The organism is Bifidobacterium sp. ESL0732 (genome assembly GCF_029395535.1).
In the GTDB taxonomy this organism is placed as follows: domain Bacteria; phylum Actinomycetota; class Actinomycetes; order Actinomycetales; family Bifidobacteriaceae; genus Bifidobacterium.
Genome location: NZ_CP113920.1, coordinates 1,955,575 through 1,975,395 on the forward strand (window position 1 = coordinate 1,955,575; position 19,821 = coordinate 1,975,395).

At 57.1% G+C, this 19,821-nt stretch carries 11 protein-coding genes; 4 read left to right on the forward strand and 7 right to left on the reverse strand.

Translation table 11 applies throughout. The features are described 5' to 3' along the window. Positions 1 to 130: 130 nt before the first annotated feature. Entirely contained in the window at positions 131 to 2,497 is a 2,367-nt protein-coding gene (locus OZX70_RS07450) for a DUF6020 family protein (RefSeq protein ID WP_277180370.1), read from the forward strand. Between the two features lie 2 nt (positions 2,498 to 2,499). Further along, positions 2,500 to 3,468, forward strand: coding sequence for a helix-turn-helix domain-containing protein (locus OZX70_RS07455; protein ID WP_277180372.1), 969 nt, complete (start codon positions 2,500 to 2,502; stop codon positions 3,466 to 3,468). A gap of 32 nt (positions 3,469 to 3,500) precedes the next feature. On the opposite strand, the gene OZX70_RS07460 is transcribed toward OZX70_RS07455, so the two are convergent. The 4 genes from OZX70_RS07460 to rplS all read right to left on the reverse strand — a co-directional run bounded on the left by OZX70_RS07460 (position 3,501) and on the right by rplS (position 6,982). Beyond that, complete coding sequence (locus tag OZX70_RS07460) at positions 3,501 to 4,616, reverse strand: LacI family DNA-binding transcriptional regulator (RefSeq protein WP_277180374.1); 1,116 nt, start codon at positions 4,614 to 4,616, stop codon at positions 3,501 to 3,503. Between the two features lie 157 nt (positions 4,617 to 4,773). Next, positions 4,774 to 5,589 carry a ribonuclease HII gene (locus tag OZX70_RS07465; RefSeq protein WP_277182170.1) on the reverse strand — a complete coding sequence of 272 codons (816 nt, stop codon included), beginning with the start codon at positions 5,587 to 5,589 and terminating at the stop codon, positions 4,774 to 4,776. A gap of 68 nt (positions 5,590 to 5,657) precedes the next feature. Continuing rightward, positions 5,658 to 6,413 carry a signal peptidase I gene (gene lepB / locus OZX70_RS07470; protein WP_277180376.1) on the reverse strand — a complete coding sequence of 252 codons (756 nt, stop codon included), beginning with the start codon at positions 6,411 to 6,413 and terminating at the stop codon, positions 5,658 to 5,660. Between the two features lie 200 nt (positions 6,414 to 6,613). Next, positions 6,614 to 6,982 carry a 50S ribosomal protein L19 gene (gene rplS / locus OZX70_RS07475; RefSeq protein WP_277180378.1) on the reverse strand — a complete coding sequence of 123 codons (369 nt, stop codon included), beginning with the start codon at positions 6,980 to 6,982 and terminating at the stop codon, positions 6,614 to 6,616. 1,081 nt (positions 6,983 to 8,063) lie between these two features. Between rplS and OZX70_RS07480 the strand changes: the two genes are divergently transcribed. Both OZX70_RS07480 and OZX70_RS07485 read left to right on the forward strand, forming a co-directional pair. Continuing rightward, positions 8,064 to 9,830 carry an ABC transporter permease subunit gene (locus tag OZX70_RS07480; protein WP_277180380.1) on the forward strand — a complete coding sequence of 589 codons (1,767 nt, stop codon included), beginning with the start codon at positions 8,064 to 8,066 and terminating at the stop codon, positions 9,828 to 9,830. Between the two features lie 321 nt (positions 9,831 to 10,151). Beyond that, positions 10,152 to 11,807, forward strand: coding sequence for a nitrate/sulfonate/bicarbonate ABC transporter ATP-binding protein (locus OZX70_RS07485; RefSeq protein ID WP_277180382.1), 1,656 nt, complete (start codon positions 10,152 to 10,154; stop codon positions 11,805 to 11,807). 241 nt (positions 11,808 to 12,048) lie between these two features. On the opposite strand, the gene OZX70_RS07490 is transcribed toward OZX70_RS07485, so the two are convergent. The 3 genes from OZX70_RS07490 to OZX70_RS07500 are packed head-to-tail and all read right to left on the reverse strand — an operon-like array spanning position 12,049 to position 19,794. Beyond that, positions 12,049 to 14,586 carry a DUF2207 domain-containing protein gene (locus tag OZX70_RS07490; protein WP_277180384.1) on the reverse strand — a complete coding sequence of 846 codons (2,538 nt, stop codon included), beginning with the start codon at positions 14,584 to 14,586 and terminating at the stop codon, positions 12,049 to 12,051. Between the two features lie 5 nt (positions 14,587 to 14,591). Beyond that, positions 14,592 to 17,096 carry a DUF2207 domain-containing protein gene (locus OZX70_RS07495; protein ID WP_277180386.1) on the reverse strand — a complete coding sequence of 835 codons (2,505 nt, stop codon included), beginning with the start codon at positions 17,094 to 17,096 and terminating at the stop codon, positions 14,592 to 14,594. A gap of 46 nt (positions 17,097 to 17,142) precedes the next feature. Then, positions 17,143 to 19,794, reverse strand: coding sequence for a DUF2207 domain-containing protein (locus OZX70_RS07500; protein WP_277180388.1), 2,652 nt, complete (start codon positions 19,792 to 19,794; stop codon positions 17,143 to 17,145). Positions 19,795 to 19,821: the final 27 nt, after the last annotated feature.

Consider the following 19,821-nt stretch of genomic DNA (forward strand, 5'->3'; position numbering starts at 1 on the left):
ACGAATACCTTTTCCTTTTAGCTTCTCCTTTTTCGTTGAAGCACGGACTATAGCGAATCGAACAAAGATACGACGATGAACTCAATACGCCATTCGGAGGAGGTTGAGTGAAGACGATAGAATGCCGGTTATGAGTAATCCCAGCCCCGCGGGCGCAACCAGCCATCAAGATGACGGCGAAGCGTATTCGCAGGGGTTCGGGAACAATAAAACCCATTTTGGCAGACTTTTCACCTTCCTGCGCTGGGCGTTGGCCGTGGCGGCGTGCCTGTGGATCGCCTTGTGCACCTCGCTTGGGCCGCTCTACCGGCAATACGAGCTCAACCCCACGGTTGCCACGATACGGGCCTTTTCGTGGAATAATGCCGCCATCTTTGCCGGCACGTTCGCCATCTGCCTGGCGATCATCATCGAACTTGTCCGTTTTGGGCGCGGGCAGCTGCTCATTCCCTACGATTTTGGTATCCGTGCCAAAATCGCCGCAAGACGCAAACATCGTACCAATCAAAACCCGGCAGACCCAAAACCAGCAGACCCCAAAACCAACAATTTAGACACTGCCTCCGCCAACGAGTCAGGTGGCAAATCCAACACCAAACAGGACGAGAAATTAGACAATAATTATTGGCTGCGCACGAGAATTCGGCAATGGCTACGTCGCACGGCTTCAAGCCTGCGAACCGGGGCGCACCACCTGATGATGGCCGTCACCGACCAATGGTGGAAAATTGCCCTTATTCTCATTATCGGCTGGCTTTGGGTTCCGGTAATCCTCCTGGCGGCGTTCGGCGCGGACATTCGCAGCCAGTTCCGCGAGTTCAGCTGGGCCTGGAACCAGTGGACCGGCCTGAAACAGCCGTATATCGGCTTCTTCTCCTTCGTTCCGATGGATATTTACCCCACCGCCCACTATCTTTGGCCCGCCAAACCCACTTATTTGACCGACCAGCACAACATTGTGCTCACGCTGGTCTACGGCGGTGCAGCCACGATTTCGCGCTATTTTACCGGTGCCAACGACTGGGGCATCGTTTTCCTCGCTTCAGGCCAGCTGCTGTTCGCTGCATTCTGTCTGGCCGCGACGGCGAACCGCTTCTTCAACCACCCATGGCTCAAGCCCCGCAGAAAACTCAGCGAGCTCCTGTCGGCCTCGCCTTCCAAAAAGGACCAGACAGCTTCCGCTTTGCAAAAGGCTGATGCCTCACGATCCGTCGGCCCCCTTCCCCGCTTTTTCATCCTCCTGCTGTTTCTGGTCTGCCCACTGGTGCTGTTTTCGACGATAAGCCTGACCAAATCGCCGTTGTTCGCTTTCGCATTCGTCTGGTGGTTCGGCGTGGGCTACGAAATACTTTGCACCGCGAAGTTACGGCAACAATCATCGCGCAAGAAGTCGGCGGCATCATCGGGATCGACGACATCACCCGAATCGGAGAAACCAGACACTGGACACGAACGTAATACAATAATAACCGGCGACGGAAACCGTACAACCGCTACGCCCCCTTCTTATGACAGGATTGTGCTTCACCTGCGCAAACGCACCTTCATCGCGCTGGTCCTTTCGACATTAGTCATGATGGTTTCGGCAAAATACGCCTTGTATATTATTCTGTTCGAACTCGTGATAGCCCTGCTCGCCGACCGCAAACGTTGGAAAACCTATGTTATCGGCATGTTGCTGCCGGTCGTTCTCTTTGAGGGCGCGGTCAGCCTGGCGACACACGACGGAGCCATCATCAATGGCGACCCCATCGAAAGCCACGGCGTCCAGCTTCAGCAAATTGCCCGTGTCGCCGTACTCAACCCTAATGGAATCCCACAGGACGCAAGAAACAAACTGGCCCCCATCTTCAACCTCGACCAGATGGCCGAGGCCTATTTCCAGCAAGATGCCGATCCGGTGAAATCATCGGGAATCCAGACGAAACGCGTCAGCTACCGTTGGCGCACGGTGACCAAAGCCGATATGAAGAATTTCAACACAGCATGGATGGAAATAGTCAAGGCCAACCCGCGCATCTCGTTGGATGCTTTGTTGGCCAAAAGCTACGGATATTTCGACATTATGGATCCGCCGTATATCGACATGACCTATTACGTCGTCTACGCTGGCGGTGCGAACCTCACCGACTGGATTGGCTCTTGGCACGCCGACTGGCGGAAAAACATTACCGATTTCGAAGAAAACTGGAGCTCGAAACCTGTGCTCGGCTGGCTCGTCCACGGCAATACCTACGTCATTATCACGTTGCTTTTGGGCGCGGCCGAGGTCATTTTGCGACGTTGGAAAACATTGGCCACGCACCTTCCGTTGCTGCTGCTGATGGGGGTCATGGTTACCTCGCCGGCCAATAATTTCGAACGCCATATGCTTCCGCTCGTCTTTGTGTTGGGCTTTGTGCTCCTGACTTTCTGGCAGGATTCTCGGGCACAGCGATCCCAAGCCCGTCTGCAAAGAGGCAATGGCACCGGCGAAGCCGCCAGACTAGAATCATGAGTATGAGTATGCACGATAACGACAAGCACGACACGGAATCGGCAAAAACCACCGATTTTCTGAGTCTCGCCCAAGGGGTGGCCGACATTGCGCACCATCAAAAGCAGGTTGACAAGCTTGCCGGCGAGAAAAAACAAACACCGCGAATCACAGTCATCGCTGACAGCCACGACAACAAAAAAGACGCGGAACAAACGAAATCCTTCGAAAAACTAGGCAACCGCGAAAACCTGGAAACCATAGCCTTTGAATGTCTATCCAACGGAATCGACGACAAACGGGTCGTCTCCTTGCTACACGTATTGGGCTGGCCTGAAATATTCAGCTGCTTTGCCATCGGCGGCATTGCGGCGCTCACGTTCGAAACCGCAAAATCCATCATTGTCAAAGGCACCCACGACTTAGGCAGTCAATATTGTTTGGTCGGGCGCAGCAACGGATTGACGATCGGGCTGGTCGTGGTGCAAAGCGCCGCCACGCCCGAAGTGACCTGCACGGCGGTCTTGAAGGCGTTCGACCCTGAAAAGCCGGTATGCCTCGGTCCGACCCGGCACAGCGTAACCGGGGCCGCGCGAACCTTGGGTGCCGTGCTTTCCGCGTTCCACGTGATGCCGGCAATCAATCCACTGCCCCGGCCGGCCAGAGCGGCCGATATGCTGCCAGAACGCGCGCTTGTCGGCGATGAGGATGCCATCGACGAGCTGTATCAGACGGTCTATCAAAGCCTGAAAAGCGAGAACGAAAACGACCCGACGCTTCAGACCGTCTCGGTATTCCTCAATTACGGCGGCTCGCTCGAAGCGACCGGCAAGGCGCTCAACGTCCACCCCAACACCGTGCGCTACCGCATCAAACGCGCTGCCGACGCCACGGGCTGGGATGCCAACGACCCGCGCGACGCCTACGTGCTGCGAACAGCCATCGTCATCGGAGCGATTCGAGATGCCGAAGAAAGCCAGTCCAACGACTGAAATCTGAAACCGGAAAGAGGAGGACAGGCAGTTTACAGCCTAGGCACCGGACCTAGTGAATGGCGCTGAATCAATTCGGCGGGAATAAGGCCCGCTCCGTGGGCGTTGGCGGTAAACGTGGTCTCAATGCTTTCACCGAGCAGGCGGAAGGTCTCGCGCATCGAAGCGATGCCGAGCTCTTCGAAATTCGGGCGCACCGTAGTCAGCGGCGGCCACATATCGTTGACACCGGTCATATCGTCAAAGCCGACCACGCTGACGTCCTGCGGAATACGCAAGCCATGCTCGTGCAGGGCGCGGGTGACACCAACCGCCTGTGCGTCGTTGGCGGTGACGATGACGGTAGGCTTCTCGGCGCCTGCGGAACCGATGCTTTCCAACTCGTGGTTCATACGCGCGTAAGCCTCGGAGGAATCCCATGAATTGCACTGTATTTCGCGGGATTCAATGTGATAGTGGGCGGAGGCCTTGCGCCAACCGAGCAAACGTGTCACGGCATCGCGCCATTGCACCGGACCTACGAAATAGAGCGCGGAACGATGGCCGAACCGCGAAACCAGGCGGGCCACCTCGTGCATCGCGCCCCACTGATCGATGCCAACCAGAGCCGTGCGGCCACGTCCTTCGGCATCCATCAGGCCACCGGCCCGACTCATCGAAAGGTTGCCGTGGGTGGAGGTAATCAGCACGCGAGGCTCGGGCAGCCGGGTGCGGCAGGCCGCCGAAAACATGATATCGGTCGGGGTCAGGAAAATGAAGGCATCGACGTTCTGCTCTTCAAACGTGCGGCAAAGGTTCTCGAACTCGCTTTGCGTGCATCGTGCCTCGTGCACCATGGAAACCATCAGGAAGAGACCACGACGCCGAACAATCGTTTCGATGGCGCCAATCGCAGAAATCGGGCCGAGGAAATTGAGGCCGCCGGCGATCAGACCGATGGTGTGGGAACGGTGCGAAGCCAGTGTTCGTGCGGAGTTGCTGGGACGATAGCCGAGCACGTCGATGGCGTGCTGGACACGAGTACGGGTGGCATCGGAGACCTCGGAGGAGTGGTTGATAACGCGCGAAACCGTCTGATGGCTGACCCCAGCCATCTTCGCCACCTCGAACATCGACGGCCTCTTGCCCGGATTATGTTGAGCGCTCATCCGTGTCTCCCCTTTGTCAGCGGTGTGCTTCCTGCGTGGCACATCCCGCAGTGAACGTTCACAAGTCTACTCGAACAGTCATATCAATGATATCAGCACAATACAGTGATGATCATTCAATTCCGTCAATCCTCGCGAGGGATAGTGCCTCAGGCACTCAGTCCAGATGCCAGCTTATGCGATGCAACGGTGTCGGGCCATACTCGACGATGGCGGCTCGGTGGACAGCCGTTCCATAGCCCTTGTTGCGCTGCCATTGGTAGGGCACGTAGTTCGGGTTGCCTTGTGCCAGGGCGACCATCAACCGGTCTCGCGTCACCTTGGCGATGACGGAGGCCGTCGAGACGAGCGCACAGCTTTGGTCGGCCTTCACTTTCGTGGTCACTTTTGGCAAAACCGGAATGACCGGCGCATCGAACGTCCCTACAGCCTTGGAAATATAGTCGTTCGGACCGTCCAAAATGGCACCGACACGAAACGGGGCTGAAGACGGGTATACCGCGAGGGACGAACCATCATCAAAAGGAACGTTCAAAAGACCGTCGTCACGTAGCCCATCACCGAATTCACCGGAACCACCGGTTTTATCGGACTTATCAATCACCGCTCCAAAGCTTTCGGCAGTAGATGTTTCGTCGATGTTGAGTTCACGTTCGACCTCGTTGACCGCGCGCAAAGCCGCGATGCCCAACGCATAGGAGATTCCCCACTCGTCGATTTCCTTGTTGCTGGCCTGCCCGACAGCGCTGGCGGCGCACCACGAGCGCAGGCCCTCGAACATCGCCTCACGCTTGTGTTCTGTCAGCAATTTCGAATCAGCGACACCAACCGGTACCTCAAGTCCGTCCAAATCACGGGCCCATACCGCGGCCGCGCCCACCATCACTGGACCGGCGAGCGCACCGCGGCCCACCTCGTCAAAACCAACGATCAAATCAAACCCAAGGCCTGCCAGTTTTCGTTCCAAATCCAACGTCGGCGCGGCGACATGGTGGGCAGCGCGACCCTGTTTGCCAGCTGCCTCATTGCCGGATTTCGAAGTCACGATTTCGGTACCCCGGGCACGGCGGCGAACACCTCACGATGCGACTTGACCACCTTGAAATGGCTGAACGGCCAGAAAGTCAGCATCGCCACGCCGCTGATGTTGGCCATCGGAACGAGCCCACCGTTGCCATCGTCGGCGTGGTATCGCGAATCGGCGGAATTGGAGCGGTTGTCGCCCATTACAAAGACATTGCCGGCAGTCACCTTGGTTTTAAACGCGAAATTGCTGGGCTCGGTTCCCGGCTTGATATACGAAGTCTCGTCAATTGCGACACCATTGACGGTGACCGGAGAACCGCTGCCTTTGCACGCCACCACGTCGCCGGGCATGCCGATCAGCCGCTTGATGAGGTCGTCGGAACCGTGGTTGTCGGTGCCGGCGAGCCAGTGGGCCGGGTCCTTGAAAACGATGACATCACCGCGCTTGAGTTTGTTCGTAGGCCTCGCGAGACGATTGGTGACCAGCCGGTCGCCGATCTCGATGGTGTCTTCCATTGAACCGGAAGGAATTTCATAGACGCCGATGACGAATACCCGCAACAACCCCAGAATGACCACGAATACGGCAAACGGCACCACAAAGCTCAACAGGTCGTGGAACGTATAGCCCTCCGAATCCGGGTCGGCGTGTTCCGGATTGCTGCGAAGGTCGCGCGGCCTTGGTTCGGGGCTTACTCCGTAATCCGCGACCTCGATGATATGCGAATCCGCTTCACGCCGCTCGTCGCTGCGGGTATCATCCCCTGCCATCGGCACTCCCAACTTATACATGCGTATCCTTGAAGCTGGCCAAAACCACAGCCCTAAGTAACCGAAAACCATCATAGCCTGTGGGACAGTACAGAGATGTCATGCATCACGATACAAGAATCCAAATTTTGATAAAAGCAAAAACGGCGGTCAGAACTTCAAATCTGACTGCCGTTTGCACATAGCTTTTAGGCTTGCATTCAGGCCTTGGCGCTGTTGTCCTGACGCTCGGTGATACGAGCGGCCTTGCCACGCAGGGCACGCAGGTAGTAGAGCTTGGCGCGACGAACGCGGCCGTGACGCAGCACCTTGATGGAATCAATCACCGGGGAGTGCAGCGGGAAGCGACGCTCCACACCGCAGCCGAAGCTGACCTTGCGGACGACGAACGTCTCACGCAGGCCGGCGCCCGAACGCGCAATCACCACGCCGGTGAACGCCTGAAGACGGGAGTTGTTGCCCTCCTGGATCTTGACGTTGACCTCGACGGTATCGCCGGGACGGAACTCCGGGATAGAATCCGAAGGCTTCATGTGCTTGGCATCAAATGCCTCAATAGCGTTAACCATTGTTTCACCTGTCGCTGCCGCATATCAGCGTACATGTCAGGGGCGGCGCCGCACTTTCGTGCCATGGCGGCTAATGGAGCCGAACGCGCCCACTATCGTATTCCGTCGGAACCCGGCGGAATGTTGCCGATTCGCCGTGGAGGTTACATCCGAACTGACGGATATAGCCACAAGGCTGAACCCAAATGAAGAAACAGACCCATGCGGCAGCCTGTCTCTCGGCATAACAAACTTTTATTTTAGCGAAATACGGCGACACACGCGTTATGCATTCGATGCCGTATGCTTCCTCCATCAAAAATTACACAACGACAGCTGTTCCGGCGACCACTTTCTGACAGAATCCCAAATTAATGCAAGAAAACGGCCACTGATGGTCCATAAATGACCGTTTTCTGGCACGACCTGCCTGAAATGCAAGAAATAGGCCGCTTATAACCCGTCAGTGTCCACTTTCTGGCACGACGACTCACCGATGCCAGAAAGTGGTCATTGAGACAAGCCAAGCACCAGAAACACGATTGCCAAATCAATACAGATACGAAGATACCCACTCGAAACAAACCAATTTGACAAGCCACGTCGAGACACTTATTTTAGGGGCGGTAATAATTTCTGTGCATGGCACAACGAGTCGAAGGAGGTGGGGATCATGGCTGACGATCTTCCTAGTAGTATCAACGATCTGCATCATTTGTGCAGCTGTGCGCAACCTCATCTCGACACGATGACTCGGCGCTGGAAGTAAACCCCGTCTTCCGTTTTCAGTGCGTCACGCTACGAGCGTAAGACGATGTGAAACGACTCCTCCAGCATGCAGATGACTCCACTTTCGAGATTCCCATTTTAATTCAACCAAACGTATCCATCGTGCCCATGAACCCACGAAAGTTACGGGATATAAAGGTATCAAGGATTTACGATTCGTTACTGGTAGTCTGCACCTGACCGCTTCAAAGCAAAGCCGGCAATTGCAGGAATCGTAAATTTCTGATGCTTTCAAAAGCTGCATAGAATCAGCAACCGCAACAGCAAATCCGGGATTCTCCACGCCACGATACGCCGCTCATGAGGAATCATCATGACCAACTTTTCCTTCAACTTCAATCGCGCCGCGCCTGCGACATCGGACGCGGGGCGGAACATCAGCCTCACCAAGCGCGTGGTCTCGGACTGCGTGGTGGCCGTCGGCATCCTCGCCATCTTCGGCCTAATCGCCTGGGTTCTGCCCGCCATCAACGCGCCGGTCGGGCCGAAAGGCATTCCTTCCACCGTCTCGACCGATCCGCGCAACCTACCGTATTATGCACTGCGTTCCGTCTTCCGCATGGCCATCGCCCTGTTCTTCTCGTTGGTGTTCACCTTCGTATACGGACTCGCCGCGGCGCGATCGCGCCGGCTCGGCAAAGTGCTCATCCCCCTGCTCGACATTCTGCAGTCCGTACCAATCCTGGGCTTCCTTTCGGCGACCGTGACCATCTGGCTCGCCCTCTTCCCCGGCTCGATGATGGGCGTGGAAGCCGCGTCGATTTTCGCCATCTTCACCTCGCAAGCCTGGAACATGACCTTCTCGTTCTACCGTTCTCTGCAAAGCGAACCCAAGGAACTCGACGAAGCGGCACGCAACCTCCGGCTTTCGCACTGGCAGCGCTTCTGGGTGCTTGACGTGCCGAACTCCATGATTCCGCTCTTGTGGAACATGATGATGAGCGTGGGCGGCGGCTGGTTCTTCCTCACCGCTTCGGAAATGATCTCGGTGAACAACCGCACCTACGCGCTGCCCGGTATCGGCAGCTACGTCGAGGCCGCGGCCGCCGAAGAAAATCCCGGCAAAATCGGCTGGGCCATTCTGACCATGGTTATCGTCGTACTCGCCATTGATATTTTGGTCTGGAAGCCGCTGACCGCTTGGGCCGAAAAGTTCCGCATTACGCAGAGCGAGTCCTCGGAGCCCAAGCGCAGCGCCGTTCTGACGCTGATTCGTCAGTCACACATCGACGATTTCATCGCGCGCCTTTTCCGCCCGATCGGTGAATTTTTGAACTGGATCACTCGCCCGCTCGGCCACACCGGCTCCAAGTGGGGCGCCAAGCCTGGCCGCCGTCGCGCCGGTGATGTCGTTTTCGGCATTATCGTGGGAGCCGCTGTTATTGCGGGAGCCGCGGAGCTGATTGTCACCATTATGAAAACCACCGGCTTGGGCGAGCTCGGACGTGCCTTTGGCCTCGGGGGCCTCACCTTCCTGCGTGTGGCGCTGTTGACCGCGATCTGCTCGGTAATCTGGGTGCCGCTTGGCGCCATCATCGGCATGAACCCGAAAATCTCGCGTCTGGTCCAGCCGCTAGTGCAGGTGCTGGCGAGCTTCCCCGCCAACTTTATTTTCCCGTTCGTGGTCATGGTCTTTGTCGCCGGCGGCATTGACATCAACTGGGGCTCGATCCTCCTCATGGCGCTGGGCACGCAGTGGTACATCCTCTTTAACGTCATCGCCGGCGCGTCTGCAATCCCAGACGACCTGATCGAAATGACCAAGAACTTCCATATCACCGGTTGGATGAAATGGAAGACGCTTATCCTTCCGTCCGTTTTCGGCTCATGGGTCACCGGCGGCATCACCGCAGCCGGCGGCGCGTGGAACGCTTCCATTGTTTCGGAAATCGTCAGTTACGGACGCCACACGCTCGTCGCCAAAGGCCTCGGTTCCTATATCGCCGAAGCCACCGCGCATGCAGAGGGTATGAAGACCATCATCGGCGTGGCCGTCATGGCCATCTTCGTCGTCGCCGTCAACCGTCTCTTCTGGAATCCGCTGCAACGTCTCGCCGACCGTCGTTTCGTCGTTGGATGAGTTAAGGAGATTCGATGAGCATGATAAGCAGAAATCCGAGTGTCCGTTTTCTTGCATTCTCAATCATCGATGCTAGAAAACGGCCATTCACAGCCCCGCAATGGCCGGTTTCTTGCATAACCAAACACAAAAGCAAGAAAACAGCCGCTGACGACTCCTCAGTGACCACTTTCTTGCACCGCTGAACGCAAAAGCAAGAAAACGGTCACTGACTGCCTCTAACTGAAGGGTTTTCGGCAAATCCGATTGCTAATGCTGAAAACCAATCAATAATACCGACCGAATAAATCATTTGGAAACCACCAAACAAAGGAATCCATCATGAACTTCAACAAGCTTTATAAGACCGTCGCCAGCGGCACGGAAACCGGAACCACCACAGCAACCCGCACCCGTGGCCGCCACAACCCGCAGTACGCTGACCTCGACGCCAACGGCACCCACACCGTCATCGAAGCCAGCCACATCAGCCAGAGCTTCACCTCCGAAAAAGGCAACGAGACCACAGTCCTCGACGACATCTCTTTCAATCTTCACGAAGGTGAAATCGTTGCCATCCTGGGGCGTAGCGGCGCCGGCAAATCGACCTTTCTGCGTATTTTGGCCGGACTCATCCAGCCGACCAGCGGACAGGTCTCATACCGCGGCAAGGAGCTCGACGGGCCGAATCCAGGAGTCGCGCTTGTCTTCCAGACCTTTGCACTCATGCCCTGGCTCACCGTCGAAGACAACGTCGAGCTCGGGCTCGAAGCACGCGGGGTGCCACGCGAAGAGCGCCACAAGCGCGCCCTCGAAGCGATCGATGCCATCGGTCTGGACGGCTTCGAATCCGCTTATCCGAAGGAGCTTTCCGGTGGCATGAAGCAGCGTATCGGCATCGCCCGCGCACTCGTGCTGCGCCCAGACGCGCTCTTCATGGACGAGCCGTTCAGCGCCTTGGACGTGCTGACCGCGGAAAACCTACGTCAGGAAGTGCTGAAGCTTTGGAACAACAACCAAAGCGGGATTAAGTCAATTCTGATTGTTACTCACAACATCGAGGAAGCGGTACAGATGGCCGACCGCGTGGTCGTTCTGGGTTCACATCCTGGTCATCTCATCGCACAGGTTCCGGTCAACCTGCCGCGTCCGCGCGACAAGCACTCCCCCCAATTCGAGGCGATGGTCGACAAACTCTACGCCATCCTGACCGGTCAGGAGTCGCAGCGCAGCCGTCAGATTGCCCAGAAGAAAGCCCAGGCTGCTTCGGCCACGACTTCGGCTGCTGCACAGAACACAACAAAAAACGGCGCCCAGTCGTCTTCGTCCAAATCCGATAAAGACAGCAAATCGGCCAATCCGAACAAATCGACCGATAGCCAAGAAAATGGCAACGGCAACGATTCCGGCCAGGCATCTTCTACGGGCAACGACCATGCCGCCGCGCAGGCCGTAGCCAACGAAAAGCTGGCAGCCCATGAAAACGACACCAAGGTCAAAGAGAGCAATGCACGCACCGAGCTGCTCCCGAACGCCACCCCCGGCGGACTTGCCGGCCTGCTGGATGTGGTTTCGAATTATCAAGGCGGAGTAGACTTGGCCGATCTAGCGGCCGATCTTTCCTTCGAGGTCGACGACCTCTTCCCGTTGATCGATGCCGGCACTATGCTGGGGCTTTTGACGGTCAACAACGGCCACTGCACCATCACCCGCGAAGGCGACCGCTGGTGCCATGCCGACGTGCTCGAGGCCAAGAAGCTCTTCGCTCAGCTCGTCATGGACCACGCGCCGCTCGTGCGCACCATCGACCGGGCACTGCGCAACCATCCCGACCGTGGCTTGCGCGGCGAGCTCATCCTCGACCTGCTGCGCAGCCAGCACACCGACGAGGAAGCGCAGCAGCAGTTCGACATCGCGGTGACCTGGGGCCGTTACGGCGAGCTTTTCGACTACGACGCCGATGACGACCAGCTCACCCTCGACGAGGCCAATCGGTAGGTCAAACCGACCCATTGCGTTGAAAAGCAGAAGGCCGCCACACGTTCTCTGCTTTTCAACGCACCTGCCGCCGTACATGCGTCAAAAAGCAGATTCTTGGCCCACATTATCTGCTTTCGAACGCGACTTCAGCTGCACATGCGTCAAAAAGCAGGCTTTTGCAGTCATTCCGTGATTTTCATCGCATCAACAGCATCGTGTACATCGACCAGTCGGCGGCCAGCCGCAATCCGCATCATTGCTAACCGTTCATCAACGCATTGTCCGGCACACGGAACGCCAGTTGGCGCAGAATCTTATTGTCCACTCCCAACGCAGCAGCATAGATCAGATACTGGCCCCACAGAGAGAGATCCTCGACGCCGCGCGCCGAAAAATCGCTGAAGTCGTTCATGTATTCCATGAATCCTACCAACCGGGTTGCGGCAAGCCGACCATTTGGGCTCAGTTCGACATAGCGCACCAGCGTCACCACCATGAACGCCAGGAACACCGCAGGCAGCCCCAGCGTAAGTGCGACCTTCTGATGCCCCATATCCCAGATTTGCAGCAAAATATAGTAGCCGAGACCCACGAAACAGCCGATTGCCACCAGCACGCCCACGGCGACACGTGAGAACTGGGTCAGCCTCAGCGCCATATATTCTTCATTTTCCGCATCCATGAAATCCGATTGAAGTTCCGGGCCTTCATCCCACACCTGTTGCGCTTCATTGAACTGATTGACCATCTCGGTCTCCGCAGAATCGGTATTGTGCTGCGCGTGCCGCGGACCACTGGCCACTGCCCGGTGCCAGCTTTGGGTGGAGTTGCGCAACTGGTTCAAGTCGAAGGTGCATGAGCCGTGCCACATGGCGAACGCCTGCAGATAGTTGAGCAGCGCCTGTTCGGATACGCACAGCTGCGGATGCGCTGCGGACGTTTCACTACCATCCTGCGCATCCTGCGCACCCTGCGCACTCTGCGAACCTTGCGCACTCTGCGACTCCGGTGTGTCCTGCCCGCTCTTCGTATGTTGCGAACCTTGCGTCGCCGCCAAAAGCCGTACCGTTACCGTTCGGCCGTCGGCGGGCTTGGCGATGCCGCCGAAGATGACGGCCAGACGCGGATGCCGGCGGATATACCTGCCGAGGGCGGTGCGCCACAGCACATGGCTGAGCCATATACTGATACGGCTTGTCGGCATGTTCCTTTGCTGCGAGGAATCATGGCCATTCCCGTCTTCCTGTCTTTTCCTGTTTTCATTCTTCCGACCTTCTTCGGCACAGGCCTGTATCCGCTCGACGTCGGCGGTCTGCAGGTCGATGCCTTCGTACCACGAGACCGCACCCGGGTAGAGCGCAATCACTTTCTTGTCGGCCAACGACAGCAGGGTGGAGAGCATCGCCCGTGTCTCACGGCTCAAGGCCGCGACCATCGAGGAGCCGGACGGCTGGACCTCGTCGATGAACCGTGCGGCGCAGGCCGGGCTCATCGACGGGATGTCCTGGCAATAGGGAATGTCACCGCTGACACTGGTCCGTCGGTTGGTGATGACAATCATGATGCCTCCGAAGACAAGGAACGCCAGCAATATCATCGCAAACGCGAATGCCTGCGAATGCCAATTGGAAGCAAAATCCTGGTCGGCCTTCTCGGCATCGGCTTCGGCCTCGCCTGCCGCGTCATTGTCCTCTTCGGAATCGTCATATCGATCCGTGTCCTCGGCACTGCCCTTGTCCCGGAATTTTCCTTTGGTCCCGTCCCATACGGCATCGTGCGCCACTTGTCCCATTCCGGAAGCGTCGAATATGGCGGCGAATTCCGTCGACGAGGCCGCGGAGACGTCGTAAGCGTCAAAATCAAACTGTCTGGCACCATCGCGTTTCACCGATTTCCGTCCGGGAAAGCCCACAAAGCCTTTCGGCGTACCCTTGGTACCTTTGGGAAGCGTCAGTCGCATATGCATGTGCTTGGCCGGGCCGGTATCCGTGTTGCCGTACGTGTCGTAGCGGAAGTACGCATGGTTGCCGCAACGGGTGACGACATCCTTCAACGTCATGGAAACGTCATATTTGAGGCTTTCGGCCGATTTCACCGGTGGAATCGCCCAAGTCAGGTTGACCATGCTCATATCGTGCGCATTCTTTGCATCCGTTGCCGTCAACGGGGCAGCGCCGGAACTCGTGGCAGGGGCATAATCCTCGACGACTTTGCCCACCATGGTATCCGCCGTCCACATACCAGGCTGGAACCTGATCTTGTCGGAGGACCCATAATACTGCCAATCCTGCGGCACATGCCGATAGACCTGTCCGGTCGCGGCATCGCGGACGCTCACGTCGGTCACCGCACCCAGTTGAGCCCCGGGGAACCGATAGAACGTCGGCTCGTCAGTCAGGTCGATCCGTGTGGTGAGATCATTCCACTCAAGTTCCCGATTATTGGCCCATTGCTCGGCGAGCTTCACATCGAAATGCTCATTCAAACGCACGTCGCCATTGGGTTGCACCGCCATGTCATAATCCACCGAATTATAGGAAATCCTGGGCTTGGCATCGAAGTCGTGCGACTGATCGATCACCATTGCGCTGCTGCCGAACGAGCTGTCGGGACGGGCAGCGCAGCCGGGGTTCTTCTCTACCCATGTGGTCTTGTATGAAGACTCCTCCGCTTTGCTTTTGGCGTCGGCCACGCTGTCGGAATACGGAATAATCATGCACAGCGCGACCACCAGCGTGCAAACCAGGCAGAAGGGAGTCTGCCGAATAATGCGTCTGAGATTAAGACTATGACCCACAGCCATCACCTTCCACCGAAACTGCCACCGCCCGAGCCACCTCCGGAACCACCGAAGCTACCACCGCCTCCACCACCGAAGCCGCCCCCTCCGCTGAAACTGCTCATACTGGCAAAGCCAGAGCTTAACTGACCGCCAAGGTCGGCAAAATTGCCGAGGTCGAAGTTTGCAGACGAATAGCCCTGCACGTCGTGGCTCGCAGAGTAGAGCGGCCAGTAAAGCAGACTGCCTGAAGCGTTGGTATCAAGCCAATTGTCATCGGTCATCTGTGGCCAGACTTTGGTCATGCCCTTGGCCAGTTTGTCGCTGATGCCAAAGGCAGTGGCGTAGATGAGATATTGATCCCAAAGCGCCAGGTCCTGTGGCTCGCTCTCCTTGAAATCACCGAAATCAAGGAGATATTTACATAACCCCAACAACTGGCCGGCGAGCAGATTGCCTTTCTTGTTGAGCATGACTTTCTGCAACAGTGATATTTCGACAATCAACACGAACACCACGGGCAGGAAGATCTTGAGCATCCTGGCAATATCGCCGTGCAAATACAGCGCTTCTGCTCCAAACAGTTTGGCCGCAGTAAGAGGATTGCTCATAAACATCATGTAGAGGTAGCCAAAGCCAAGCACACCGGCCACCAGCAGGATGCCCTCAAATACCGTATACACCGTCGATGCCTTAGTCAGCTTCATGGCACGGTATTCAGCCTCCACCTTGAGCACGAAGTTCGACTCGCGGCTGGCGCCTTCCGACCAATTCGAGAGCCTGTCGTGGACATCCTTGAAATCGAAGACGTCGGAACCGAGCCGTTCACCCATCGCTTGTAAGAGCTCCATCAGCGCAATCTCCGGCCCGGTGAGCGTGCTCACAATCGGATCTTCTAGAATTTGAGCACCCTTGGTGGCTTTTGGAACCTTTGTCAACAACACGATGGTGGTCGTTTTGCGTCCACCAAAACCAGTGGTCTTTGCGACGGTGTCGACCAAACCGCCCTTTTCCTTGCCGATTCTTTCATACAACGGTTCTTTGGCACTCGGGGCATTGCTGTGCCGGCCGTAAGGCTTGGCGGCCGCGCTAGACGATTGCCCGTCGAATTCACCGGCTGCGCCACGTTTCATGCAATCGCCGATTTCCTTGTCAGTGACGTGTGCCCAGTCGATTCCGGCGTACCACTGGGATTCGCCTGGATAGATGCCGATGGCCTTTTTGCTTTGCAACGAGAGCATGGCGGCGGCAAGCTGACGCGAGTCGAGCTTCGAATCACCTTGAGTCCCTTGCATCTCGTCAAGGAATTGAGCTGCCGCCGTCGCGCTGATTTTCGGAATATCACGATAATACTCGACTGGCCCGTGGTAGCTGCCCTTGCGGTTGGTATACGCCACGAACACCGCGCCGATAGCCATGGCGACGAGTTCCAAGATGACGAACGGCAGATAGATATTCCAATGTCGACGGGCGGGCCGTTGAAGGTTGGGGTTGGAAGACTTTTGCTCGTCACGCTCCTGATCGATCACCTTTTGCTTGTGTTTGCCTGCGATGCGATGCCGCACCTGTCCCATGACCGAAGACGGGAACATCGTCACCAAATCGACATGTCTGCCCGGCACAACCTCAAAGGCATGCGCCGAAAGAGTGCCGTCGGGATTCGGATATACCGAACCTCTACCAACGTAATGCATCCATTCATTGGTGTCGTTTTGCTTGACTCCATCGGGAAAGGCGAGAGTGGCGTTGAAATCGTATACCGGTGTTCCGTTGGTATCGCCCATAGGTTCCCATTTAAGGTAAGCCACGTCGTCGTAGACCTGCACCGCGTCCTTGAACGTCATATCAACATCGAATTTCAGCGAACTTGCGTAATCGGTAGATGGTATATTCCAGCCAATTTCGATGGTATCGTCGCCACCTACCTGCACGTTCGTTGCCGCACCAGGCTGAGCACCCGTCGTTGCGGCCGAAGACCCAGCCGCGCCAGACGATTGATCATACTGGTCAGCCTTCATTGTTGCCGGAAGGTAAGGCGTGTGCCCGGTGCCGTTCTTGCCGCCCACGTCTTCGGCGTACCACTGATTGGCATGGTTCGCATCCCAGTTGGGATCGGTGATGTCGCCGCTGGTGCCGTGCGCATACTCCTGCCCGTTGCTTGTGTTTTTCACGGACACGTCGACGATGTCGCTTAAAGGACCCTTCGCCTTATCGGTGCGGTTGAGCGTATAACGTTGGTAGAGTTGACGCCACGGCTTGGCCTTACCATCCTTGTCTTCACGTGTCTGAAGCTCCATATCGATGTGCTCGGTAAGGTGCAAGTCTCCGTTTGGCAGCACCTTCACGTCATCTTCGAGCGAGTTATAGACCAGGTCGGCATTCATTTTTTTCAAATCCGACTCGTAAGGATTATAGGGCCGAACGCGCGAACCGCATGCCACCACAAACAGGCCAATCATCGCCGTCAGTATCAAAGCCGCAAGCAATACCTTGGCAATTCGCTTGAGATTCAGGCTTTTCCCGCTCATATGTCTTGGCTCTTTTCTCTCAATTCGATTCCTTCAATATTGCTTCCTACCGTCCGCCGAAGCTGCCGCCGCCGGCACCGCCACCGGAACCACCGAAGCTGCCGCCGATGCCACCGCCGCCGAGCGACGCACCCAAGCTGCCGAAACCGGAACTCAGCTGTGCACCGAGATCGGCGAAACCGCCGCTGGAGCCAAAGCCCGAAGCGCCAGAAGCCGAGACGCCGGTCCATGCCGAACCGCAATACGTCCAGTAGAGTAGCGAGCCTTGAGCATTCTCGTCGAGCCAAGCCGCGTCAGCGAGCGCCGGCTGCGCCTCGGCCATCTTGCGCACCAGCTCTCCGCTGATGCCCAGCGCGGTGGCGTAGATCAGGTACTGGTCCCAGAGTGCCAAGTCCTGTGGGCCGCGATCGGAGAAATCGCTGAAATCCTCCATATATTTGCGCAACCCAAGTACCGGACCCGCCGCCTTGCGCCCGTCGGCGCTCAACGTTTCGTTAGGCATCAGCGACAGGAACAGGATGGCGATGAACGTTGCCGCCGACGCAGCGATGAGAGCCAAATCAGGCAGACCTATTCTGTAGAGACGCCAAAGGTAAAGGCCCGCAATCACCGCTGCCACCACGAGCAGCACGGAGACCTTGAATATGGTCTCGCTTTGCGAATGAGCAAGCGTGAAGTGCTTGAACTCCTTGTCCGCCTCAGTGGTGAACTTTCGGTAATTCTCGGCACCATCAGTCCACTTGCGGCCCGCTCGACGCACGTGCTTCAAGTCGAAAACGTGCGAGTCAATGTGCTCGGCGAAGGATTTGAGCAGTTTGAGCAGTGCTTGTTCAGAGGGGGTCAGATTCAGTTCGTCGCGACGCTGGCCATCGGACATGCTATCGCCGATGATCTGGTAGGCCAACGGCAAAATCACGATGGTGCTGGTCTTGGCGCCAAACGACGAAGCATTGTCACGCACCCGTTGCGAAACCTGGTCAGAATCGGCCTGCGCAAGGTCGAGCCCTCCGTACCATTCGGCCTTGCCCGGGTAGATGGCGATGAGGTTCTTGCGCGTCAGGGAAAGCATTGCGGCCGCCATCTGACGGGAAGCCAGTCGCCGAGCGTACTTCGTTCCGACGATACGGATGCCGAACCTGGATGACGGCGAGCCTTCCAGAATATCCATCAGATGGGCGGCGGCCACCGGTGTGATCTCAGGGATGTCGCGGTAATAATCCACCTCGCCTCGATACGATGCTTCAGGCGCGATGCGGATGAACTTGTTCATAAGATAGCCCAGCGCGACCAGTACCGCCACAACGGAGACCACCAGCCAGATGAGGTTGGCAGTGCTGACCACCGCCGCCTTCAATCGTTCGGCTTTCTCGTGGCTGACGACGGCCTGTGCGTGATCGCCGGATTGCGTGTGCCGCACCTTGCCCATCGACGAAGCTGGCGATATCGACACCAAATCGACGTGCCGGCGGACTCCGACGTGCTGCGCGTTGAACTCGATGGTGTGGCTGCCGTGAGCCGAAATATCGCCGAGCCCCGCAAAATGCAGCCACTGTTGAGGCAAGTTCACCGAAGACGCCTTATCCGCCGCCTTAGATCCGTCGGACTTGGCCCGGCCTTTGGGCAGCGTGACCCGTGCGTGCAGATTGTCGATCGGCACGCTGTTGTCGTCACCCACCGGCTCCCACTTGAAATAGGCCACGTCGTCGTAGCGCGTGACCACATCCTTGAAAGTCATGGCGATGTCGAATTTCATGCTTTCGGCGGTATAAGTCGCCGGGATGTTCCAGCCGATCTCGATGGTGTCGCCTGACTGGCCAGTAGCGCAGGTCCCATTATCGTCGCGCGTATCGGCAGCGGCATGGACACGCGGTTGGGCCTGGGATTGGGCCCGGGCTTCGATTGGAGCCACGAGTCGGCCTACACGGGGACGGACCCGCTGTACGTAGCTTGAGGGGTTGCTTGAATTACCGGAGTCGCTTAAATCATTGGAACCGCCAGAATCACTGGAATTCCGGCTTAGATTATCGGGATTGCCGGAGTTCAGGCCTGAGTTGCCGGAGTCGCTCTGTGTTTCGGCTCCATTACCCGAAACACCCGAATCATTGACGCCTTGCCCTGGAACACTGGGATCATTGGAATTCAGCTGGGGGCCAACCACGCCTCCATAGGAACCATCGAACATACCGTTGTCAATCGGACGGTCGCCATCCGTTTTCTTGCTAGGTCCGGCGGCCCCGGCGGGCTTGTAGCGCACGGAGGAACCGCACGAGACGTTGACCGCGTACCAGGTCTGGGAGAATTCACTGTCCCAAACGTCATCCGGCGTGTATTTCAAATCGGAGTCGTCGGCCAAATCGCCGGTCGCATATTCCTCGCCGGTCTTGGCGTCTTTCACCGACACATCGGTGATGGCGCTCAATTGCTTGGAGTCGAGCTTGTAACGCTGGAAGAGCTGATGCCACGGAGCCTTGTCGCCGTCGCTGTCACGCCGCTTGCCCAATTTCACATCCACATGCTCGACCACCCGTAGGTCGCCGTTGGGACGCACCGTCATGTCGTAGTCGAGCGACCGGTAGCTCATGGTGCCGTCGCCGGAAGGCATCAGTATAAACGCCACCAAAGCCGTGACCACCGTCGCAAGAATCAACGATGAGATGATGGCTCGCAGCCTCACCAACCAGTCTTTGTTCCCCTTCATAGCCTTTTCTTCCGTCTACGTTTCAAG